16 protein-coding genes are annotated in these 22,265 nt (G+C 65.8%); 11 read left to right on the top strand and 5 right to left on the bottom strand.

All coding sequences use genetic code 11. The features are described from left to right. The first annotated feature begins 73 nt into the window (after positions 1–73). From U0S50_RS03030 to U0S50_RS03015, 4 genes are all read left to right on the top strand, one after another. Positions 74–2,230: an acylase gene (locus tag U0S50_RS03030; RefSeq protein ID WP_322307255.1), complete on the top strand. Its 2,157-nt coding sequence runs from the start codon at positions 74–76 to the stop codon at positions 2,228–2,230. Between the two features lie 93 nt (positions 2,231–2,323). Then, on the top strand, positions 2,324–5,209 hold the full coding sequence (locus tag U0S50_RS03025) for a pitrilysin family protein (RefSeq protein WP_322307254.1): 2,886 nt from the start codon (positions 2,324–2,326) through the stop codon (positions 5,207–5,209). Between the two features lie 26 nt (positions 5,210–5,235). Next, positions 5,236–5,538 (top strand): hypothetical protein, encoded by a 303-nt coding sequence (locus tag U0S50_RS03020; protein ID WP_322307253.1) that lies wholly within the window; start codon positions 5,236–5,238, stop codon positions 5,536–5,538. A 192-nt stretch (positions 5,539–5,730) separates the two neighbouring features. After that, positions 5,731–6,924 carry a multidrug effflux MFS transporter gene (locus U0S50_RS03015; RefSeq protein ID WP_322307252.1) on the top strand — a complete coding sequence of 398 codons (1,194 nt, stop codon included), beginning with the start codon at positions 5,731–5,733 and terminating at the stop codon, positions 6,922–6,924. 61 nt (positions 6,925–6,985) lie between these two features. On the opposite strand, the gene U0S50_RS03010 is transcribed toward U0S50_RS03015, so the two are convergent. The 5 genes from U0S50_RS03010 to U0S50_RS02990 form a co-directional block, all read right to left on the bottom strand. Then, positions 6,986–8,542 carry an amino acid permease gene (locus U0S50_RS03010; protein ID WP_322307251.1) on the bottom strand — a complete coding sequence of 519 codons (1,557 nt, stop codon included), beginning with the start codon at positions 8,540–8,542 and terminating at the stop codon, positions 6,986–6,988. A gap of 105 nt (positions 8,543–8,647) precedes the next feature. Next, positions 8,648–10,750: a penicillin-binding protein 1C gene (gene pbpC, locus U0S50_RS03005; protein WP_322307298.1), complete on the bottom strand. Its 2,103-nt coding sequence runs from the start codon at positions 10,748–10,750 to the stop codon at positions 8,648–8,650. 104 nt (positions 10,751–10,854) lie between these two features. Then, positions 10,855–16,695, bottom strand: a complete 5,841-nt coding sequence (locus tag U0S50_RS03000; protein WP_322307250.1) for an alpha-2-macroglobulin family protein — start codon at positions 16,693–16,695, stop codon at positions 10,855–10,857. Between the two features lie 138 nt (positions 16,696–16,833). Further along, the gene (locus tag U0S50_RS02995; protein WP_322307249.1) at positions 16,834–17,211 is read right to left on the bottom strand and encodes a histidine triad nucleotide-binding protein; all 378 of its coding nucleotides are present in this window, start codon (positions 17,209–17,211) and stop codon (positions 16,834–16,836) included. Positions 17,212–17,233: 22 nt separating this feature from the next. Beyond that, on the bottom strand, positions 17,234–17,554 hold the full coding sequence (locus tag U0S50_RS02990) for a phosphoribosyl-ATP diphosphatase (RefSeq protein ID WP_322307297.1): 321 nt from the start codon (positions 17,552–17,554) through the stop codon (positions 17,234–17,236). Between the two features lie 91 nt (positions 17,555–17,645). Here U0S50_RS02990 and ung point away from each other — a divergent pair, with 91 nt between their 5' ends. The 7 genes from ung to U0S50_RS02955 all read left to right on the top strand — a co-directional run bounded on the left by ung (position 17,646) and on the right by U0S50_RS02955 (position 22,207). After that, positions 17,646–18,371, top strand: a complete 726-nt coding sequence (gene ung / locus U0S50_RS02985) for a uracil-DNA glycosylase (protein WP_322307248.1) — start codon at positions 17,646–17,648, stop codon at positions 18,369–18,371. Continuing rightward, positions 18,368–19,126 (top strand): sulfite exporter TauE/SafE family protein, encoded by a 759-nt coding sequence (locus U0S50_RS02980; protein WP_322307247.1) that lies wholly within the window; start codon positions 18,368–18,370, stop codon positions 19,124–19,126. The genes ung and U0S50_RS02980 overlap by 4 nt, the downstream gene beginning before the upstream one ends. After that, positions 19,123–19,584: a YaiI/YqxD family protein gene (locus U0S50_RS02975; protein WP_322307246.1), complete on the top strand. Its 462-nt coding sequence runs from the start codon at positions 19,123–19,125 to the stop codon at positions 19,582–19,584. The genes U0S50_RS02980 and U0S50_RS02975 overlap by 4 nt, the downstream gene beginning before the upstream one ends. A 193-nt stretch (positions 19,585–19,777) precedes the next feature. Further along, entirely contained in the window at positions 19,778–19,981 is a 204-nt protein-coding gene (locus U0S50_RS02970) for a DUF2061 domain-containing protein (RefSeq protein ID WP_322307245.1), read from the top strand. An 86-nt stretch (positions 19,982–20,067) separates the two neighbouring features. Continuing rightward, on the top strand, positions 20,068–20,934 hold the full coding sequence (locus U0S50_RS02965) for an arylamine N-acetyltransferase (RefSeq protein WP_322307244.1): 867 nt from the start codon (positions 20,068–20,070) through the stop codon (positions 20,932–20,934). 40 nt (positions 20,935–20,974) lie between these two features. After that, positions 20,975–21,175, top strand: a complete 201-nt coding sequence (locus U0S50_RS02960) for a hypothetical protein (RefSeq protein WP_322307243.1) — start codon at positions 20,975–20,977, stop codon at positions 21,173–21,175. Between the two features lie 57 nt (positions 21,176–21,232). Next, positions 21,233–22,207, top strand: coding sequence for an aspartyl protease family protein (locus tag U0S50_RS02955; RefSeq protein ID WP_322307242.1), 975 nt, complete (start codon positions 21,233–21,235; stop codon positions 22,205–22,207). The last annotated feature ends 58 nt before the right edge of the window (positions 22,208–22,265 follow it).

Here is a 22,265-nt window from a genome sequence, read left to right as displayed (position 1 = left end):
CGAACGACAGCGGCTTGCCTTCCTGCGTCATGGGGGTCAGACAGGCGCCTTGGCCGCAGGAGAAGGCAAGCATATGTTGCGACGGGCGTTTCTGGGACTTGTCCTGCTGTTGGCGGCTGGAACGGCGGCGCTGGCTTTCTGGGAGCCTTTGGCAGCCGATACGCCGACGGCCCCGGTCTTCAAGCCGGCCGATGTGCGGATCGCGCGCGATGCTTTCGGCGTCCCGCATATTTTCGGCAAGACCGACGCCGACGTCGCCTATGGTGTCGCCTATGCACATGCCGAGGATGATTTCGCGTCGTTGCAGGAAGTGCTGGCGATGACCCGCGGGCGTGCCGGGGCGATGCTGGGCGCCGACGGCGCGAAGGTCGACTATGCCGCCGCGCTGCTCGACATTCGCGCGACGAGCGCACGCGATTGGCCGCGCCTGCCCGCCGATGTGCGGGCGCTGTTCACTGCCTATGCCGCCGGGCTCAACCATTATGCCGACAAGCATCCCGGCGAGGTTCGCCTGTCGGGATTGTTCCCGGTGACGGGCGAAGATGTCGTCGCGGGATTCGTGCTGCGCTCGCCCTTTTTCTTCGGGCTCGATTCGGTGCTGGGCGAGCTGGTCGAGGATAAGCCCTTTGCGCGCGAGGGCGGCCCACCGCTCGACGCCGGCGGCCAGCCGGTCGCGCGGCCGCTGACCCCCGTGGGACGCGATCCCGGCGACAATGGATCGAACGCGATGGCGGTCGCGCCGTCGCGCGCGCCCGACGGCGCGACGCGGCTGGTGTCCAACTCGCACCAGCCCTGGACCGGCGGGGTCGCCTGGTACGAACTGGTCGTCCACAGCGAAGAGGGCTGGGATTTTGCCGGCGCCAATTTCCCCGGCTCGCCCTATCCGTTCCTTGGTCACAATAAATATCTCGGCTGGACCAACACGGTGAACCGGCCCGACCTGATCGACCTTTACAAGCTGGTGCTCGACGAAAGCGGCGAGGCCTATCGCCTCGACGGCGCATGGCGGCCGCTCGAGAAAAAGCGGGTGTGGCTCAAGGTCAAATATGGCCCCTTCGTCCTGCCGGTGCCGCGCACCGTCTGGCGCTCGGTCCATGGGCCGGTGATCAAGAATGACAAGGGCGCCTTTGCGATCCGCTATGCCGGATATGATCAGGCGAATATGGCCACCCAATATTATCGGCTGAACAAGGCGAAGAATTTCGCCGAATGGCGCGCGGCAATGGCGGGGCAGGGCGTGCCCGCGACCAATTTCATCTATGCCGATGCCAAGGGCAATATCGGGCTGTTCTATAACGCCATGTTCCCCGACCGCCCCGCGGGCTATAATTGGCGCGGCGTTTTGCCGGGTGACACATCGGCGGCGCTATGGACCAAGACGCTGCCCTTCGACCGCGTTCCAGCGCTCGTCAATCCGCGCTCGGGCTATGTGATGAACGCCAACAACGCCCCCTGGGTGGCGGCGGGGCCGGGCGACGAGCTTGACGCCGCCGCCTTCTCGCCGCTGCTCGGGATCGAGGACGACATGACCAACCGCGCGGCGCGGCTGATCGACCTGTTCGAAGCCTCCGGCCCGATCGACGCGGATCGCTTGAAGGCGATCAAATATGACACCAGCTATGCACGGACCGGCTATGCAAAGGCGTGGATCGACCGGCTGCTCGCGCTTGACGTGGGCAGCGACCCGGCGCTGAAGCAGGCGCAGGAGCTGCTGCGCCGTTGGGACTGGAACCTCGATGGCAAGGGGCATGGCGATGCACTGGCGCTGATGGTGCTGCGCCCGGCCAATGGACGCCATTACCAGCGCCGCCCGGCACCCGACGCCATGACCGTCCTGAAAGAGACGGTGGCGCATCTGCAGAAGCATTTTGCGACGCTCGATCCCAAGCTCGGCACCGTGCTGCGCCTGCGGCATGGCGAAGGTGCGAGCCGTATCGACCTTCCGCTCGATGGCGGCAACGACACGATCCGGGCCTCGACCTTGTGGGATGTCGAACCCGATGGGCGTTTGAAGGTGCGTCACGGCGACAGCTTCATCATGTTCGTGACATGGGACCGCGCCGGGCAGGTGCGGTCGGAATCGATTCAGCCGTTCGGTGCAGCCACGACGCGGCCGGAAAGCCCGCATTATAATGATCAGGCACCGCTGTTCGTTCGCCACCAGCTCAAGCCGGTGCTGTTCGATCCCGCCGCGCTGATGGCGACCCGGCCGCGTGTCTATCGTCCTTGATCGACGGGGGCGGCTGTCCTAAGCCGATCATACAGTATTTTCGCCTTGTCCGCCGGGCCGGGTGTTCCGGCCACGATCGACCAGAGAGGTTTTATGCCCCGTTTCCACCGCTTCGCTATCGCCCTTGCCCTGTCCACCTCGCTGGTTGCGGCCGGACCGGCCCTCGCCAAGGCCAAGGCCGCCGACCCGGCGCCGGTCGCCGAACTGGTGAAGGCGGTCGACATTCCGTTTGAAAGCTTCACGCTCGACAATGGGCTGCGCGTCATCGTGCATGAAGATCGCAAGGCGCCGGTCGTCGCGGTGTCGGTCTGGTACCGGGTCGGATCGAAACATGAGCCCAAGGGCAAGACGGGTTTCGCCCATCTGTTCGAACATCTGATGTTCAACGGTTCTGAAAACGCTCCCGGCGATTTCTTTGAACCGTTGCAGCAGGTCGGCGCCACCGATTTCAACGGCACCACATCGCTCGACCGCACCAATTATTTCGAAACCGTGCCGACCGGGGCCCTCGATCGCGCCCTGTTCCTGGAAAGCGACCGCATGGGGCATTTGCTCGGCGCGGTAACGCAGGAAAAGCTCGATAATCAGCGCGGCGTGGTGCAGAATGAAAAGCGTCAGGGCGACAACAACCCCTATGGCTTGCTGCGTTACGAGATTTTCGAAAACCTCTTTCCCAAGGGGCACCCCTATCATCACAGCACCATCGGTTCGATGGCCGACCTCAACTCGGCGAGCCTCGACGATGTGAAAAAATGGTTCGCCGACAATTATGGGCCCAACAATGCCGTGCTGGTGCTGGCGGGTGATATTGACGTCGCGACGGCGAAGGAAAAGGTCGATCACTGGTTCGGCGACATCGCGCGCGGCCCCACGGTAAAGCCGGTGGCGGCGTCGGTGCCGACCCTGCCCGCGCCGTTGGCGAAAGAGGTCAAGGATCTGATCCCGACGACCCGCATCTATCGCATGTGGTCCATTCCAGGGCTCAACGACGCCGAGGCGGTGCCGCTGCAGATGGCGATGACGGTGCTCGGCGGTCTGTCGTCGTCGCGGCTCGACAATGCGCTGGTCCGCAAGGATCCCGTTGCGGTCAGCGTCGGCGCTGGAGCCAGTGCTTTCGAAGACGCAGGAATCCTGTTGGTGCAGGCCGACGTCAAGGAAGGCGTCGACCCGGCGCATGTGGCCAAAAGGCTGGACGAGGAAATCGCCAAATTCCTAGAAAGCGGCCCCACCGCCGACGAGTTGCAGCGGGCGGCGGCCAGCTATCTGGGCGGCGTGATCGGCGGGCTTGAATCGGTTGGCGGCTTTGGCGGCAAGGCGGTGGCGCTGGCCGAAGGGGCGCTTTATTCGAACGACCCGGCCTATTATAAGGTAGAACTCGACCGGATGGCCAAGGCGACCCCCGAACAGGTTGCCGCAGCCGCGCGCAAATGGATGTCGCGCCCTGCTTTTTCGCTGACCTATACCCCCGGCGAGCGGACCGAAGGCGGCGAAAATCGCGGCGGCGCGGCGGTGCCGGCGAAGGTGGCCGAGGCGGTCGCGCCCGACCGTTACTGGAACCCCGCGCTGGGCGATGTCGGTCCGGATTCGATCGGCGTCGGCGCCACTGCGATTGCCGACCGTTCCCAGTTTCCGGCGGTTTTCGGGCTGACTGCGCTGGATTTTCCGACCATCGAGCGGGCGAAGCTGAAAAATGGTATCGAGGTCGTCTTTGCGCGCCGTGCCGCCGTGCCGACGGTGAATGTCGCGGTGAGCTTCGACGCGGGCTATGCGGCCGATCCGCGCGATGCGCTGGGTACGCAGTCGCTGATGCTGAGCTTGATGGACGAAGGGACCACCAATCTGGATTCCATTGCCTTTGCCGAGGCAAAGGAACGGCTGGGGGCGCAGATCAGCGGGGCGGCGAATGCCGATGAGACGATTTTCAGCCTGTTCGCGCTCAAGCCGAATCTGGCACCGTCGCTTCGCTTGCTTGCCGATTATATCCGCAACCCCGCCTTTGACGCGCAGGAACTGGAGCGGGTGCGCGCGCAGCAGCTCAACCGCCTGAAGGCCGAGCTCAACAATCCCAATGCGATCGCGACGCGGGTGCTGGTCCCGGCGCTTTACGGAGCCGATCACCCATATGGTATGCCGCCGTCGGGGTTGGGCAGTGCCCAGGCCGTTGCGGGGGCGACGCGCGACCAGCTGTCGACGTTCCACACGAGCTGGATCCGTCCCGACAATGCCCGCATCTTCGTCGTTGGCGACACCACGCTTGCCGAGGTGAAGAAGCAACTCGACGCCGCATTCGGCAAATGGGCCGCGCCCGCCCCGGCGAAGCCCGCGAAGCATTTCGAGATCGCGATCCCCAAGCCGCAGCCGCGGATCATTCTGGTCGATCGACCCAAGTCTCCGCAATCGGTGATTCTGGCGGGCAAGGTGCTCGACGCGAAGGGCACGGATTCGCTGGAAGTGCTGCGCGCGGCGAATGATATTTTCGGGGGCGATTTCCTGTCGCGGTTCAACATGAACCTGCGCGAGACCAAGGGCTGGTCCTATGGCGTGCGGACCCGCATTTCGGGTGAAAAGGATCGCCTGACCTGGAGCGTTTCCGCACCGGTTCAGGCCGACCGCACCGGCGATGCGATCAAGGAGCTGCAAAGCGACCTGCGCGCCTATCTGGGGGCCAAGGGGACGATGACGGAAGAGCTGGAACGCACCGTCAACGGGAGCGTGCGCGAGTTGCCCGGCAGTTTCGAAACGTCGGGCGACGTGCTGGGCGGGCTGCGCTCGATCGTCAAGTTCGGACGTCCGGACACCTATTATGAAAGCTTGCCGGCGACCTATGAAGCGATGACGACCGCCGACGTCGATGCCGCGGCGCGCAAGGCGCTGTCGGTCGACGATCTGGTCTATGTCGTCGTCGGTGATGCGGCGGTCGTGAAACCACAGCTTGACGGATTGGGCCTGTCCGTGGAAACAGCGACACCGTCTAATTAACATTGGTTTCAATAGGAGAGTTTGCGATGTCCCAAGTCGATGGCAGCTATGATTGCGTGACGAAGTCGCCGATGGGCGACCAGAAGTCGGTTTTCACCGTGAACAGCGATGGCGACAGCTTCACGGGCCAGAATGCCGGTGCGATGGGCTCGCTTGATGTCGAAAATGGCAAGGTGGACGGCAACAAGCTGACCTGGACCATGAACATGAAGGTGCCGATGCCGATGACGCTGGAATGCGAAGCGACCGTCGACGGCGACACGCTGACCGGCACGATCAAGGCCGGCGCGTTCGGTTCGATGGCGATGACGGGTACCCGCCAGGGCTGATCGTCACTTCGATCGCGAATCAAGGGCCGTCCCGCACAATGCGGGGCGGCCTTTTTCGTTGCGCCGCATAGCTTTGCGTCGTCCCGGCGTGCCCGAGGGGCTATCCAAAGGGGATGCATGGGCGCATATGCTGTTGCAATGCACAAGCCCACCGAGTCCGCATCGCGTCCCCGCCTTCCCGGGGAGCGTGAGATGGTAATCATGATGGCGATGGTCATGGCGCTGAATGCGCTGGCGATCGACGCCATGCTGCCCGCGCTGCCTGCCATGGCCGAAGGGCTGGGCGTGGCGGTCGCCAACGACCGGCAATATGTGATTTCGACTTATTTGCTGGGCGTCGGAGCGGGGTCACTTCTTTACGGTCCGCTTGCTGATCGCTTTGGTCGCAAGGGCGTTCTGGTCCCCGCGCTGCTTGCCTATATCATCTTTTCGGTCGGCTGCGGGCTGGCCACCAGCTTTCCCATGATGCTGGCGTTGCGGTTCGGACACGGGCTGGTATCGGCCGGGCTGGGTGTCATCGTCGTTGCGGTTATCCGCGACCTGTTCGTCGGCGATGCGATGGCAAAGCGCATGTCGCTGATCTTTCTGGTCTTCATGATCGTCCCGATCATCGCGCCGACGCTGGGGGCCGGGGTCGAGGCGGTGGCCGGATGGCGCGCGATCTTCATCGTTCTGGCGGTGATGGGGGGCGTGATGCTGCTGTGGTTGCGTCGTCTTCCCGAAACGCTCGACCCCGCCGATATCCGGCCGCTCGACTGGCGCACGATGGTCGCCGGTTGGGCGACGGTAACGCGGCACCGCCGCGCCGCGGGCTATATGATCGCGGCCGGGGTGATGCAGGGCGCGCTGTACGGTTATCTCAACAGCAGCGAGCAGATCATCGGCGACGTGTTCGGCGCGCGCGATCTGTTTCCGCTGGTTTTCGCCTGTGTCGCGGTGGGGATTGCGATCGCCAATTTCTCGAATGCCCGGATCGTCGAGCGCTTCGGTGCCCGGCGCGTGTCGCAGAGCGCGGTCTTCGCCTTTATGGCGACATCGCTGGCCCAGATCGTCGCGGCCTATAGCGGCGAGGAAACCTTGGCGGTCTTTACCCTGCTGATGATGGTCAATGTCGGGCTGATCGGGTTCATCGGCAGCAATTTCGGGGCGATTGCCATGGAGGATTTCGGCCACATGGCGGGGGTCGCGTCATCGTACCAAAGTTTCGCGCGCACCCTGCTCGCCGCCAGCGCCGGCGCCCTGATCGGCCAGCAATATGACGGGTCGACGCTGCCGCTGGCCTATGCCTTCGTCGTGTGCGCCGTGGCGGGCCTGGCGCTGGTGTTCTGGGCGGAGCGCGGCAAGCTGTTCACCCGGCCGGGAACAGCCCCGAAGGCGCCCTTCTGAACGGGCAAAAAAGAAAGGGGGCCGAAGCCCCCTTTCCCTATATTGCTATTCCCATTCTCCGTCAGTTCAGCGACGGCGCGGGCGGAACCGGCGGCGGCGGAGCGTCGGGGTCATCTTCGTGCACCTCGATCAGGCCGCGGCCAACATGGCTCTTGCGATATCCATAGAGGAAATAGAGCACCAGGCCGATGCCGCCCCAGACCGGCAGCACCATCTTGGCGTCGTACGGCAGGTTCAGATAGAGACCGACCGTGCCGATAATCGCCAGCGGCGCGACAATCCACACCAGCGGCGTACGGAACGGCCGGTGACGGCTGGGGTCCTTCACGCGCAGGATAAGCACGGCGATCGCCACCATGAAGAAGGCGAACAACGTACCCGAGTTGGAAATGTCAGCCAGCTTGCCGACCGGCAGGAAGGCCGCAAAGAAAGCGACCGCCGCGCCCGTGATCATCGTGACGATGTGCGGCGTTTTCCAACGCGGGTGAATCGTCGCGAGCTTTTCCGGGAGCAGACCATCGCGGGCCATCACGAAGAAGATGCGGGTCTGGCCGAACAGCATGATCAGGATGACCGAAGGCAGCGCGAGGAAGGCGGCGATGCCGATGGCGTTGCCGATCGCCGGATAGCCGATTTCACGCAGGACGTGTGCCAGCGCTTCGCGCGAGCAGACCAGCGGTTCCTGACCCATCGCCGCCAGCGAGGCGCAGCGTTCGGCCAGAGCCGACGAACCCGGCGCGAGGATTTCGCCGGCGGGACCGGCAACCGGCTGAGCGCCCATCGTGCCGATCGCGCCCGCGGCAACGAGCAGATAGAAGATGGTGCAGACGCCGAGCGACGCGATCAGGCCGATCGGAACGTTGCGCTGGGGATTCTTGGTTTCTTCGGCCGCCGTCGAAACGGCATCGAAGCCGACATAGGCGAAGAAGATCGATGCGGCCGCGCCGACGGCGCCCAGACCGGCCATTTCGCCGAACCAGCCGTTCGGCATGAAGGGATCGAAATTCTGGCCCTTCATCATCGGCAGGGTCAGCACGATGAACAGCGTCAGCGCCGCCACCTTGATTACCACCAGCACCGCATTGACGCGGGCGCTTTCGGTCGTGCCGATCATCAGCAGCCAGGTCACAAGCAGGGCGATCACCAGCGCCGGAAGGTTGAGAATGCCGCCCGCATAGGGGCCGACAGTCAACTCCATTGGCAGGTTTATCCCTGCATTTTGCAATAGTCCCACGAAGTATCCGGACCAGCCGACCGACACGGCGGAGGCGGCGACCGCATATTCGAGGATCAATGCCCAGCCGACGGTCCAGGCGAGCAATTCACCCATGACGGCATAGGTGTAGGTATAGGCACTACCCGATACCGGTACCATGGAGGCGAGTTCGGAATAGCAGAGCGCAGCGACGACGCAGACGAGGCCTGCGATCACGAAGCTCCACATCATCCCCGGGCCAGCTTTCTGCGCGGCTTCGGCCGTAAGGACGAAAATACCCGTCCCGATGATGGCGCCGATGCCCAGCATGGTAAGCTGGAACGCACCGAGCGATCGGTGCAGCGACTTTTTCTCGGCCGTGGCCAAGATTGCGTCGAGTGGTTTGACGCGTCCAAATATCATGCAGCATTCCCCTTATGGGGCTCCGGTGCGGGCCCCTCTCCTGGCGGTGCAGACTAGCCGCTCCGCTGGTCAGCGCAACTTAATTTCATAGATGTGACGGCAACTTTACCTTACGGTGAAGCGGACGCGGTCGATGGTCCTGCCGCCGGGATCGACCAGTGACAGCAAATGGCTGCCCGGTCGGGGGAATATCTGTTGTCCGGTATCGGCATCGCCCAATGGCTTGCGGTCGAGGATCAGGCGGTAACCGGCGACCGAGCCGCTGACGACGACCGCAATCCGCTGGCGATCGATGGGAATATCGGGGTCGAGCGCATAGACACTGCCGCTGACCGGGCTGGTGATGCGGGGGCGACGGGCGACGGGCGGCGTGGCGGCCATTTCGGCCTGCGCGGTGCCGCGCACGAAATATTCGCGGCGCGGCGGTTCGCGCGTACCGGGAAGGCGGACCTGCCGGGCCTCGACCCCTTCGGGCACCGCCGGAGGTTTCCCCGGCTGGCCGCTGTGGAGCGCCATCATGACGTCCCGCCACACCGGCGCGGCGCCCGATGTGCCCGACACCGCCCGCATCGAATCGCCCTCGAGGTTGCCGACCCATACGGCGACAGTGAAGCGGTCGGACCAGCCGACGCACCAATTGTCGCGCATCCCCTTTGACGTCCCGGTCTTTGCGGCGGCCCAGAAGGGCAGGCGCAGCGCGCTGTCCGAACCGAAGGCGTCGGCACGAGCCGAGGCATCGGCCAATATGTCGCCGACGATGAAGGCGGCGGCCGGGCTGAATATCTGGCGCGTTTCGGCTTCGTCGCTTCGCTTGCCGGGAATGAAGTGAACCGGCGACCAGCGTCCATGGTTGGCAAAGGTACGAAAGGCATTGGCCTGTTCGACCAGGCTGACCTCGGCCGACCCGAGCGCGAGGCTGAAGCCATAATATTCGCCGTCTTCGACAAGGCCGTGATAGCCGAGCGCCCACAACCGGTCGCGAAACGACTGGACATCGTCGAGGACGAGCGCCCGTACCGCAGGCACGTTGAGCGAGCTCGCCAAGGCATGGCGAACGCTGACCGGCCCCTTGAAGCTGCGGTCGTAATTCTTGGGAACATAAAGCCCCGAGGCCGTGTCAAGCTGTACGGGGCTGTCGTCGAGAATCGATGCGGCGGTCAGCCAGCCCTTTTCAATGGTCTGCGCATAAAGGTGCGGCTTGAGCGTCGAGCCCGCCTGCCGCCGGGCATTGGCGCCATCGACCGCCGCGGCGGTCGATTTCAGCCCGACGCCGCCGACATAGGCGAGCACATCGCCGGTTCGGTTGTCGAGCACCACCACCGCGCCGTCGCGCACCCGGTTGGCGCCAAGCCCTGACAATTGGCGCCGCAATGCGATGATGGCGGCGCTTTGTGCCGCACGGTCGATCGTCGTCGTGACGCGCTTTCCAGGCTTGTCGAGCAGGCGCACGGCAAGGTGCGGCGCCAGGGCCGGGTCGAAACGCGCCGCATGCTCACCCGACAGCAATGTCGCCACCGCCGCGCGAATCGCGGTACAATCCTTTGCCGCCGCGATGCGGCAGGCGCGCGTGCCCAGCGTGCGGCCGTCGGCGGAGGGATTGGGGAGCAATCCGGCGAACAGCGCGGCATCGGTGCGGTTCATTTCCGCGGGACGCTTGCCGAACAGGCTTTGTGCGCCCGCGCCGATACCCTGGGCCTCGCCGCGCAAAGGCACCAGGTTGAAATAGGCTTCCAGCATTTCGCCGCGCGACCAGCTTGCCGCCAGCGCTTCCGCCGCGCGCATCTGGCGGATCTTGGCAAGCCAGCTGCGGCGACCGGGCTGCGCCAGATCGGGTGCGAGATAGGCGGCAAGCTGCATGGGCAGCGTCGAGGCGCCGCGCGAGCGGTCGCCCGTCCAGCGCGCCCGGACGGCGCTGGCGATTGCAAGCCAGTCGATCCCGCCATGTGACCAGAAGCGCTTGTCCTCGGCCCGCACGACCGCGTCGCGCAGCGCCGGGCTGATGTCCTTCAACGCCACCCAGCCGAGGCGGCGGCGCTCGAAATCGACCCGTTCGCTGTCGAGCAGCCGCCCCTCGCGATCATAGAGCCATGCCTCGCTGGGCTTCCAGTCGGCGCGCACGGCGGTATAGCCCGGCATGTCCGGCGGGCGGGTGAGAAGATGCGCGGCGGTCGTGAGGATCAGCGCTGCAAGCGCCGCCCAGGCGACCATATCGAACCAGCGACGATTGGGCGGCCGATGATATCCGTGACCGGGCTTTGGGGCGATGCTGGTCATGCCCTTACCCCCTCCCCCGACGGGGAGGGGGCAAGGCCTTACGATCCGACATTCGCGACCGTCATCGGCATATTGGGCCACTGACCGCGGATTGCGGGCGAATACATTGCCTCGACCCGCGTCGGGGGCAGGGTGAAGCGGCCCGAGCCATTCAGACGGACGACATATTCGACGGCATGGGTGCCCGCGGGCATCCAGCCGAAATAGCCGCGCCAGGCATCGCGGCCGCGCTCGACATAGCTTGGCTGAGCGCCCGAACCGCTCGCCTGACCCGCGAGCATTTCGGACTGGCCGCCCAGGTTGCCGACGATCGTCGCCCCGGGGGCGATGGGGTCATTGATCACGACCCAGGTGCGGCCGGCCGCCGCGACGACCTCGATCCGCACCTTGATGACGTCGCCGCGCGTCAGCCGGTCCTTGTTCGCCGCCTTGATCACGCTGACCGTCCGCTTGATGCGGTAGCCTGCGTTGAGCGGTTCCTTGAGCGGCACCGCCGCCTTGACGCTGACCGTCGCCCAGGGCGTCCCGTTGCCCTGGTGGTTCATCGCCATGGTCGCGGCGGCGAGCGGCACGCGGAGCGGCGCGCTATTGTCGGGCATCGGCCAGCTTTGCTGGGCGCTGCTGCCCGCCAGGCTGATCCGCGAGACGCCGGTAATCGCGTTTGCGGGATATAGTTCGGCGAAGCGGCGGACCGTCACGGCGCCCCAGGCGTTGGCGGGCGTGGTGTCCCAGTGGCCGCGGCGCTGCCGCTGGGCGATGCCGACCATCAACCTGCCGGCGTCGTCTTCCCATCCCTTGCGGCCGAGCACTGCTTCAAGCGTCTTGATCGCCATCTCGTCGCCGCTGACCATCATCCACCATGGCGCCTTGCCATCGTCGACCAGATCGAGGCGGGTGCCTTCATAGACGATCCGCTTGCGCAGTTCGGCCTCGGCGGCGGTTCGCAGCGCCGGGGCATTGCGGACCCCCGGCGTGCGTTCGATCGCCACCAGCCAGTCGGCGAGCGTGCCGGTCGCCATGTCGGCGGGGGTCATGTCGATCGCCGCAACCAGGCTGGCGCTCGATGCATTGTTGCGGGCGAGTGCCGCCAGTGCCGCGACGCGGACCGGGCGGATATCATAGGGACCATAGCCCCGCCGCGTCAGCCGCCCATCGACGACGGCCTGCAAGGCCTTGACCATCCTTTGCTTCGGCGCCTCGGGAAGGGCGAAGCCGTTGGCCGCGGTGATCGCCATGATATAGGCGGTCAGTTCGATCGAACCGTCGAGCCGCTCGTTCGGCCAGTAGCGCAGCAAGCCGTCGTTATCGAGATAGGTGGGCATCGCGCCCGCCAGTGCCTGCCAGCGGCCGAGATCGCCGAGGGCGATCGCCTGCGAGCTTTTCTGTTCGAAACAGCTATAGGGGTAGATCGCCATATAGTCGCGCACGCCGGCGAGTGGCGGGGCCAGCGTGCCCGCCAACGCGACATCGACATAACCGCCGGGCAGCGCCCCCGCCGGAATGGCGACCGGCAGCGACGTGTCGGGGCCCAGACGCAGCAGGGTTGCGGCCCATGTTTCGAGCGGCACCGCCGGTTCGACCGTCTGTTCGACGACCAGCCGGTCACGCTGTCCGCCATTTTTCGAGACGGCCTCGACCGTCCATTCGATCGGCCCCGCCTGATCGGGCGCGGTCATGGCCCAACTGACCGGAACCGCTCCGCCGGCGGGAATGGTGACGGTAAGCGGCGGCGCGGTCGCGACGGCGGGCGACAGCGTTGCGGTTGCCGTCACCTCCATCGCCTGGTCGGTGCCGTTGCGCAGCGTGAAGCGCGCGTCATAGCTGTCACCAGTGCGAACGAGGTCGGGCATTCCTGCAAAGACGCCAAGGTCCTGCACGGTGCGAACCGTGGTTTCGCCGGTCCCGAAATATTGCGAACCGTCGGTCGCGATGGCAACGAAGCGGAAGGCCGACAGATTGTCGGACAGCGGCACGTCGACCACCGCGCGTCCCTTTGCGTCGAGCGGGACACGTCCCTTCCACAGCAGGACAGGACGAAAATCCTCGCGCGTCAGGCCGCTGAGGTCGCCGCCGCCGCCGCCGCCGGGTTCCAGCGCCTTGCGGCCATAGTGGCGCTTGCCGACGACCTGCATCTGGGCGGTCGAGGTCAGCACGTCGAGCGTGCGTTCGCCCATCATCGCATCGAGCAGCGACCAACTGTCATTGGGAGCAAGCTGGAGCAGTGCCTCGTCGACCGCGGCAAAGGCGACATCGGCGCTGGCGGGCGCCTTGCCGTTCGGGGTCTTGACCTCGATCGCCACCTTGGCGGTTTCGCGGACCGCGTATTTTTCCTTGTCGGAGCGTATCTTCACGGCGAGCTTGTGGCCTTCCCAGCCCACTTTGATCCGTGCGACGCCCATGCGATAGGCGGGCTTGGCAAGATCGACGAGTGCGGTCGGAGGCGCGCCCTCGCTATTTTCGATCTGGAAGCCGACGGCGCGTTTCATCTTGCGGAACCAGCTTTCGCTGCCGGTCACGCGACCGCGCACGGCCATCACCGAAACATAGACGTCGGGCGCATAGGTGGCGGGAAGCTTGACCTTCACCACCGGATCGGTGCCCTTCAGCGGCACGACAAAGCTCGACAACACCCCTTCGCGTTCGACGGTGACGAGGCCGGTTGCCTCGCGGAACGGCATGCGGACCTGGAAGGAGGCGGTGTCGCCTGCCGCATAGCGCGGTTGTTCGGCGATCACGTCCATGCGGTCGCCATTGTCGCCGCCGAACCACCAGTCATTGTCGCCGGCCAGCCAAACCGAGCGCACCGCGCGCGCTTCGTTCCCGTCGGCGTCGGCGGTCGTGGCAACGACCGTGACCTCGCCCGAGACGCCGGGGGCCATCGCACAGCTTGCCCGTCCGAGCTTGTCGGTGACGGCCGAACAGGTGGTGCCGAGGCGCGCCGTGCGCATCTGGTTGTCATAGGCGTAGAACCCGCCGATCAGGCGTCGCCGCGCGGTGATGATCTCGCGGCTGTAAAGCGCAACGGCGACGCGCTGGCCGCGGATTGGCCGCCCGTCGAGGTCGAGCGCGATGAAGTTCATCCGCAGATCGTCGTCGCGCATCAGCCAGCCGTCGGTTTTCATCCCCAGCCGTACGGCAGAGGGGTAGAGGGTGATTCGGCGGCTGGACGTCAGCGTCTCGCCATTGGCGTCGGCATAGTCCATTTCGACTGCCATTGCGGTCGGCTGGGTGATCGGTTGATCGACCGTGACAACGGTGCTGGCGCTGCCATTGGCGCCGAGCGTCAGCGGGACGGAGCGCGCGAGCGGCAATTCGGCGGCGGGTTCGTCGCCATCATCGTCGAGTTGGACGATCCCTTCCTTGACCGGCTGGCCGTCAAAATCCCAGTCACGATAATCCTGAGGCGGCGACCAGCTTTGGGTGAAATTGGTCCGCAGCTCGACCGGCAGGTTGGCGGCAGGGCCGCCCGACAAATAGCCCACGAACAGCGACAGCGGCACCTGCGTCGGCCGCACCGGAGCGGCCTTGGGTCCGGTGACGGTCGCCTTCATCGTCGGCAGTCGATATTCATCGACCCGCACCGACTGCGATGACCAGATCGTCTTGTCTTCGCCGTCCTTGTCCTTGGTCACGAACACCAGATCATAATCGCCCATCGGCGCGCTGGCGGGGACGTTCCAGACCGTGTCGCCGCTGCCGCTCGCGTCAATCGCAAAGGGCATTTCAAATTCGGTGTCCGAGCCGCGATGGACGAGGCGCAGCTTGCCCGCCATCGGGTCGGGGGTGCGGAATCCGGTGCCGACCGGACGGCGCAGGATATGCTTCATGTTCACCGCCTCGCCTGCCTTGACGAGCGCGCGGTCGAATATGGTGTGAAGCAGGTCGGTGCGTTCGGACCAGCCATAGGGAAGATCGAAGTCATAGGGGCGGATGCCCTGGCCCCAGTCGGTCAGGGTGAAGCTGAAATCATCGCCGGCGCGGGCGCTGATCATCAGCGCATGACCCTCGCTGTTGGCCGGGTTCGGCTTTTCTTCGCAGCCGGAATAGGTTTCCGGCTGGGGCAGGCCCGAGGGAAAGGCCAGGCGTCCGGCCTTGTCCGCGGTTCCGCGCGCGAGCAGACGGCCGGTGCAGCTGTCGGTGACGCGAATCTCGGCGCCCGCCACTGGCTGTCCGGTGTCGAGCGACGTCACCCACGCAAGCGAGCTTTCGCGCCCCCATTTGAAATGCACCGCCATGTTGGTGACGAGCGCGGCGGTTGCGACATAGCGGGTCGCCCGCCGCCCGAGCAGCGCCGCGCCGAGTTCGGGGCTGGCGATTTCGACGACATGAAAACCCTTGTCGCGAAGGGGGATGCCGACGACCTCAAATTCCTTGCCGCCCGCCGGAGGCGCAAGCTGGAGCTGGCGCCGCTCGCCACCTGCGGGCGCGTCGGCGAAGACCGACCGGGTTCCGGTGTAGTTGACGGTGACGTCCTTGCCCGTGCGATCGCGTTCCTCGCGAAAATCGCTGTCGTCGGCCCTTTCGACACGCTTCAGCCAGCGTGCGATCGCGGCATCGTCGTCGCCGACCTTCAGCGCGGTCGCGGGCATTTTCAGATTGTCCTGGACCAGCGATGCCTCGACGCCGCGCACCGTTACCGGCAGGACGCCGCCTTCGCCAGCCTCCAATATCCCGAATTCGGCCGCGAATTTGACCAGTGGCGGCGCGCGGTCGATGTGGAATTTCAACGGGAAATTCGACTGATTGGCGAGCGTACGACCGCTCTGGTCGGTGACATTTACCGGCAACACCAGCGTCGCATCGACATTCTGGGGAAGCGGCCCCTTGAAACGGACCTTGGTGATGTAGGCGTCATTGCGGTCGTCATCGTCGATGACCGGCTTCAGCTGTTTGCCGCCAGCCGTGTCGAGGCGCGCGGCGAGCAACGTATCGCGCGCGACCGGCGAGGCAAAGCTCAGCACCACATCCTTGACCGGATTGCATCCGGACTGTGGGTTGGTGCGGCTGCACGCCATTTTTGCGGTGAAAGCCGGGCGAACATCATAGTCGAAGCGCTGATCGCGGCCGGCGGTTCGGGACGGCACGCCCTTTTGCGCGATGCGCGCATCCCAGACGAGCGCCACCTCGCGCCCCGGAGGCAGCGGCCGGCGGCATTTTACCGGGACGACGCGGTCGAGCACCGCTTCGCGGTCGCTTCCCGCTTCGGGCAGGCGCAGCGGCAGTCCGGCATCATAGGCAAAGGACTGGCGCGACCAATTGTTGTTGCCGAGCCCGTCCCATAATTGCACCGCGGTTTCGCGGGGCAAGATGTCGACCGGAATTTTCTCGCCGATCCCGTCCACCGCGCAATAGGCGAAGCGACCGACCGAAGCGCGGTCGGCGGCGACATTGGTGGCGACGAGGAAAATCTGATCCTCCTCGATGTCGCCATAGGTCCCGCCGACCAGCACCGAGCGCGCCGACGGGCCGCCGGTATCGATGGCGAAGCGGTCGTTGCCGACAAGATTCACCCCGCGCGCCGTGGTCAAACCAGGGCGCAGTTCGACATGACACCGCTTGCCGCCGGGGAGCGGGCGTTCGAATTCGAGCACCCAGGTCCGGGTGTCGACCCAGCGGCCGGAAGCCGGAAGCTTGCAATCATTGGTTGCGGGAGCCTTGGCACGCGGGTCGCCCAGCGGCACCATATCCTCCGAAAAGCGCAGGGTGAAGCGCGTGATCGTGCCATCGCCGGTGCCGCTGCTGCCCGGGGTGGCGAGCGTCACCTGCGGCACGGTGTCCGCGGCTGCGGTTGCGGCCATGGCGATACCGAGCGGGATGATCAGCGCCAACCGCATCTTTCCGGCCAACCGCTCGCCGAGCCCGCGCCACATCCCAATCATCGCGTCATCTCCCCGCTTCGACCCCTTAATATCCTGCTGGAAACAGGGGCGTGTGTCCACCCACCGGCGCACATGGCGCACGCTTAAACCCGTCATGCGAAACGGCTGTGACGGCGATCACTGACAGGCCGTCTGGTCCTAGCGGGCGAGCATCGGCCCCAGCTGCTTTCCGGCGAAGATATGGACGTGCAGGTGGGGGACTTCCTGATGGCTGTCGATGCCGACATTGGCGAGCAGGCGATAGCCCGGGGCGACAAGGCCATGGTCGCGCGCGACCTTGCCCACCGCGCGGACAAAGCCCGCGATTTCGATGTCGCTTCCGCGTTCGGAAAAATCGTCCCAGCTGACATAGGGGCCCTTGGGAATCACCAGGATGTGAAGGGGGGCCTGCGGATTGATGTCGTGGAACGCGAGGGCGTGGTCGTCCTCGTAAACCGTGGTCGACGGCAATTCGCCGCGCAGGATCCGGGCGAAGATATTGCTGTCGTCATAGGGTTGGGTCGCGTCGATCGGCATGGGGGGAACTCTCCTCTTGGGCCTATTGGGTCCGGGCGGCTTTTTCGGCGTGGCCCGAGGTGCCGTGACGACGGTCGATTTCGGCGCCGACCTGGTTCCAGGCGATGCCGCGGTCGGCAAGCAGAACGGTCAGATGAAAGATCAGGTCGGCGGCCTCGCCGGTCAGTGCCGCATCGTCTTCGCTGAGCGCGGCGATGACGGTTTCGACGGCTTCCTCGCCAAGCTTTTGCGCGATCTTGCCGCGTCCCCGGGCGGCCAGGCTGGCGACATAGGAAGCCCCGGCATCGCCGGCAGCCAGCCTGTCGCGGACCACCGCCTCGAGCCGTGCCAGCGCGCCGCCAATATCCTGTGTCATCCGCAATCCTTTCGGCCGATTGCCCTAGCCGCCCGATAGCGACTGGACAAGGCGCCCCGGCTCTGGTCGAAGGGCCGCCATGACCGAGGTCAAGCTTCATCCCGACTGGCTCGCGGCGATCGGCGGCGAGTTCGAGCAGCCCTATATGGCCACGCTGAAGGCGTTTCTTGCCGACGAGCGGGCGAAGGGCAAGGCGATCTATCCGCGCCCGCGCGACTGGTTCGCGGCGCTCGACGCGACGCCGCCGCAAGAGGTGCGTGTCGTCATTCTGGGTCAGGATCCCTATCATGGACCGGGGCAGGCGCACGGGCTGTGCTTTTCGGTGCAGCCGGGGGTGCGCACGCCGCCCAGCCTGGTCAATATCTATAAGGAAATGCTGGCTGACCTTGGCATTCCTCCGGCACGCCACGGCTATCTCGGGCATTGGGCGGAACAGGGGGTTCTGCTGCTCAACAATGTGCTGACCGTCGAGGCGGGGCAAGCGGCATCGCACAAGGGGCGCGGCTGGGAACGCTTTACCGACGCCGCCGTCGCCGCGGTTGCCGCCGACCCGGCGCCCAAGGTTTTCATCCTGTGGGGCAGTCACGCCCAGCGCAAGGCCGCCGATGTCCCGGGCCTTGGCGCGGGAAGTCCACACCTGATCCTGCGCGCGCCGCACCCGTCGCCGCTGTCGGCGCACAACGGCTTTTTCGGATCGCGGCCGTTCAGCCAGGCGAATGATTTCCTGGCCGCGCAGGGGCGCGGTGCAATCGACTGGCGGTTGCCCGACGCGATCCCGGTGACGGACGGCCCATCGGACGCATGACCCTGTTATCCGATCCGGCGACGCTGGCGATCCTGATCGTCGCGGTCATCCTGCTCGGCATGGCCAAGGGCGGCCTTGCGGGGGTAGGGTCGCTTGCGACACCGCTCGCCGCGCTCGTGCTGCCGCCCGCGACCGCAGCCGCGCTGTTGCTGCCGGTCCTGATCGTCCAGGACGTGATCAGCGTCTGGTCGTTTCGCGCGACATGGGACCGCTGGATCATTGCCTGGATGTTGCCCGGCGCGGCGCTCGGCATTCTGGCGGGATATTTCTATGCCGACGGGGTCGACGAGGCGCGGTTGATGGCCGCGCTGGGCGCGATCACGCTGGCCTTTGGCCTGTATCGTTTGTGGATCGAACGCGGCGGCCGGATCCCCGCGGCCTCGCAGTCGCCGGGGTGGGTCGGCAGCATCTTTGGCGCGCTCACCGGCTTCACCAGCCAGATCGCCCATGCCGGCGGTCCGCCGTTCCAGATGTGGGTGGCGCCCCGCAAGCTGCCGCATCTGACTTTTGTGGGCACCAGTTCGGTGCTGTTCGCGGCGGTCAACTGGATGAAAGTGCCCGCCTATGTCGCGCTGGGCGCCTTTCCCCATGACGTCGTCGTGGCCGCGGCGTTGCTGATGCCGCTGGCGATCGGTTCGACGCTGCTGACCGTGCGGTGGCTGAAACGAATCGACGGGGCGCGATTCTATATCCTCATCTATCTGCTGATGGTGCTGCTCGGCGCGAAGCTGATGTGGGACGGGCTCGCTGGATGAGCGCCTTGCCCGTCATTCTGGTCGATGCCGACGCCTGCCCGGTGAAGGACGAAATCTATCGCGTCGCATGGCGGCTCGAGGTTGCGGTCAAGGTTGTCAGCAACAGCCGGTTGCGCATACCCGATCATCCGCTGATCGAACGGATATTGGTGTCGGACGGCTTTGATGCCGCCGACGACTGGATCGCGGCAGCCGCCGATGCGCGGAGCATCGTCATCACCGCCGATATATTGCTGGCCGACCGGGCGCTGAAGGCGGGGGCGGTGGTGCTCGCGCCCAATGGCAAACCCTTTACCGCCGCGTCGATCGGCCCCGCGATCGCGACCCGCGCGATCATGGCCGATCTGCGCGCGGGCGGCGACCAGATCGGCGGCCCGCCGCCTTTTTCCAAAGCCGACCGGTCGCAATTTTTGCAGGCGTTGGACACGGCGCTGGTACGAATGAAGCGCCTTTCGTAATTTCTTCGGCCCTTTTTCAGTGCTTTATGAAAATTGTTCGGGCGAGTGACGCGAATCACCGTCGGTTTTTCAGCAACGGGGCAAAAGCCGCGCCCTTTTGCGCTTGCGTCGATCAGAGCGATGGAAGAACTGCGTTGGCGGAGTTTGCGAATGATTCTTAATTTGTGCATCTGACCAACCCGAAAGATGCCTTATGCCGACCGATATCGCCAAGACCCTGACCTATCTGATCCTGCATCTGACGATCGGTTTCAGCGTTGCTTACGCGCTGACCGGATCGCTTGCCCTGGCCGGCGGTATCGCGATCATCGAACCCTGTATCAACGCGGTCGCCTTTTTCCTTCATGAAAAGGCATGGCAACGCGCCGGGATCCGGCAGCGGCTGCATATCGCGTGACGGCGCCCGCGCCGAGGGGTTGATCTCAACTCTGGTTGAGGTTGCACAAGGGCGGCGCCTGATTCGCAGCGCTGGAGTATTCGTGCATGTTGCATCGCCCCCTGTCCCCTATTTCGACCGACGGCGCGGACGCCGAAACGCTGTTTCTGGGACGCTATTTCGCGAGGACCGGCTATGCGGGGCCGGTTGCCCCGACCATGGCGGTGCTGCGGGCCGTTCATGCCGCGCATCTGGCGGCCATCCCGTTTGAGGCGATCGATGTGCTGGTCGACAGCCATGTCGACATCGGCGCGGAGGCGATCGAGGACAAGCTGATCGCGCGCGGGCGCGGTGGCTATTGTTTCGAACAAAATGGGTTGTTCCTGCGCGTGTTGCGGGCGATTGGTTTCGATGCCGAGGGGCTGCTGGGCCGGGTGCGCTGGATGCTGCCGGAAAGCGCACCGCCGTCACCACGGACCCATATGGCGCTGCGTGTCCGGATCGACGGGCGGCCGTGGCTGGTCGACGTCGGTTTCGGCTCGGCGGTGCCCCCTGCGCCGCTGGCCATGGACAGCGAAGCCCCGCAGGCGACCGCCCATGAGCGCTATCGCGTCGCGCGGCGCGGCGCCCAATGGTCGGTGCGTGCCGATATTGCGGGCGAATGGATGCCGCTGTACGTCCTTGACGATATCGTTCCCCCCGCGATCGATTATGACGTCGGCAACTGGTACACCGCGACCCATCCGGCCTCGCATTTTCGTCACCTGTTGGTGGCCGCGCGGACCACGCCGCAGCGGCGCTATGCGCTGCGCGGCAACCGGCTGACGGTTCGCCATGCCGACGGAACGAGCGAGCAGCGGCACCTGGGCGCCGACGCCATCGAGGATGCGCTGCGGGACCTGTTCCTGCTGCCGGTCGATCCGCGCTGGCGGCCGGCGATCGAAAGGGCCGCGACGGCCGAGGTTGCGGCCTAGCGCATAAGCGGAACGGCGAAGGCGTGCGCCGGTTTCGGGCTTGATCGCCGCCCATTCCTCGTCGGCCATGAACGACGTCCATGCGGCGTGCATGGTCGCGGAAGGCGTCGTGGATGGCCTCCCCCTCGTCGGCGTGCGGGACTTCGCCGATGCGCAGTTGTCGGAGCTTTGCGGGCCGATCGGAGGAGGCGGCCGCCGACGCCGCGACTGGTGCAAGCGCGAGGCCGCGCGTTCCGATTGACCCAGGGTGGCATGGTGTATTAATGCAATAACTCAGTTCGGCAAACGGGAGGCCGGGATGGGCGGATACAGGGGCGGGCAGGCGATGGTGACGGCGAAGTCGATGCTGGCGGCGGGGGCGATGTTGGCGGCTGGGGCATTGCTGGCCGGGGCGCCCGCGCATGCGGCCGCCGCCGAAACCGAGGCCAGGGCCGGCGATCGGGCGGTGCCCGGCGTCTGTGCGCTGACCGCGAGCGCGCCCGCCGATGCGCTGTTGAGCGTGCCTTTCCGCACCGTCGACGGGCGCATCTATGTCGAGGCGCGGGTCAACGGCGAGGGGCCCTTCACCTTTGCGGTCGACACGGGGGCCAGCGGCATGGGCCGCGCCGACGCCAGCCTGGTCGCGGCGCTGTCGTTGCCGGTGACGGGGACGGCGCACACATCGGACGGGGTGGCGACCGCAAAGGTCGACACGACCCGCCTGGCCGCGCTCGCGCTCGGTGGGTTCGAGCGCCGCGACCTGGAGGTGATCACCCGCGATTACGGCAGCCGGATGCGCGACGAAGCGAAATTCGCGGGCATCATCGGCCGCGAATTTTTCGCCGACGGCCTGTTGGTCATCGATTATCCGGCGAAGCGGATCAGCTTTACCCGCGCCGCCGGGCTGACGGCGGGCGCCGACGGCGTCCTGTCCTATGACCGCGCCTTTCGCGTGCCGGTGCGCATCGGCGCGCTGGCCACCGAGGGCAATCTGGACACCGGCGCCAATGTCGCCTTCGTCGTGCCGCAGACGCTGTTCGAACGCGCGGGCGGCGGCCCGGCGGGCGAGACGAGCGAGGGCGGGCTGACCAACACGGTGGTCACGACCACCCGCACGACGATGGCGGGCCCGTTCCGCATCGGCGCCGCCAGCCTGTCCGATGTCGAGGTGCGGGTGTCGGACCGCTTTCCCGAACTGCTGGTCGGTGCCCACGCGCTGCAGCATTTCGCGCTGTTGATCGACCAGCGGTCGCGGACGGTCGCGCTGTGCCCCCCGGCGGCCGGCGCGGGCTGAATCCCCGGCGGCGGGGCGGCGTGGCGTGGCGGGCGGCGGGGCCTAACTTGTCAAACTT

Origin of the sequence: Sphingopyxis sp. (assembly GCF_034380315.1) — a bacterium.
GTDB lineage: Bacteria > Pseudomonadota > Alphaproteobacteria > Sphingomonadales > Sphingomonadaceae > Sphingopyxis.
Note: the sequence above shows the minus strand (reverse complement) of the source record. Positions and strands in the feature narration are given on the sequence as shown.

Coding starts and splice junctions, on each gene's coding strand:
- U0S50_RS02965 (WP_322307244.1), top strand. CDS start 20,068: ATGTTGCATCGCCCCCTGTCCCCTATTTCGACCGACGGCGCGGACGCC.
- U0S50_RS03015 (WP_322307252.1), top strand. CDS start 5,731: ATGGTAATCATGATGGCGATGGTCATGGCGCTGAATGCGCTGGCGATC.
- pbpC (WP_322307298.1), bottom strand. CDS start 10,750: ATGGTCGCCTGGGCGGCGCTTGCAGCGCTGATCCTCACGACCGCCGCG.
- U0S50_RS03010 (WP_322307251.1), bottom strand. CDS start 8,542: ATGATATTTGGACGCGTCAAACCACTCGACGCAATCTTGGCCACGGCC.
- U0S50_RS02995 (WP_322307249.1), bottom strand. CDS start 17,211: ATGCCGATCGACGCGACCCAACCCTATGACGACAGCAATATCTTCGCC.
- U0S50_RS02980 (WP_322307247.1), top strand. CDS start 18,368: ATGACCCTGTTATCCGATCCGGCGACGCTGGCGATCCTGATCGTCGCG.
- U0S50_RS02975 (WP_322307246.1), top strand. CDS start 19,123: ATGAGCGCCTTGCCCGTCATTCTGGTCGATGCCGACGCCTGCCCGGTG.
- U0S50_RS02955 (WP_322307242.1), top strand. CDS start 21,233: ATGGGCGGATACAGGGGCGGGCAGGCGATGGTGACGGCGAAGTCGATG.
- U0S50_RS03000 (WP_322307250.1), bottom strand. CDS start 16,695: ATGATTGGGATGTGGCGCGGGCTCGGCGAGCGGTTGGCCGGAAAGATG.
- U0S50_RS03025 (WP_322307254.1), top strand. CDS start 2,324: ATGCCCCGTTTCCACCGCTTCGCTATCGCCCTTGCCCTGTCCACCTCG.
- U0S50_RS02970 (WP_322307245.1), top strand. CDS start 19,778: ATGCCGACCGATATCGCCAAGACCCTGACCTATCTGATCCTGCATCTG.
- U0S50_RS03020 (WP_322307253.1), top strand. CDS start 5,236: ATGTCCCAAGTCGATGGCAGCTATGATTGCGTGACGAAGTCGCCGATG.
- ung (WP_322307248.1), top strand. CDS start 17,646: ATGACCGAGGTCAAGCTTCATCCCGACTGGCTCGCGGCGATCGGCGGC.
- U0S50_RS03030 (WP_322307255.1), top strand. CDS start 74: ATGTTGCGACGGGCGTTTCTGGGACTTGTCCTGCTGTTGGCGGCTGGA.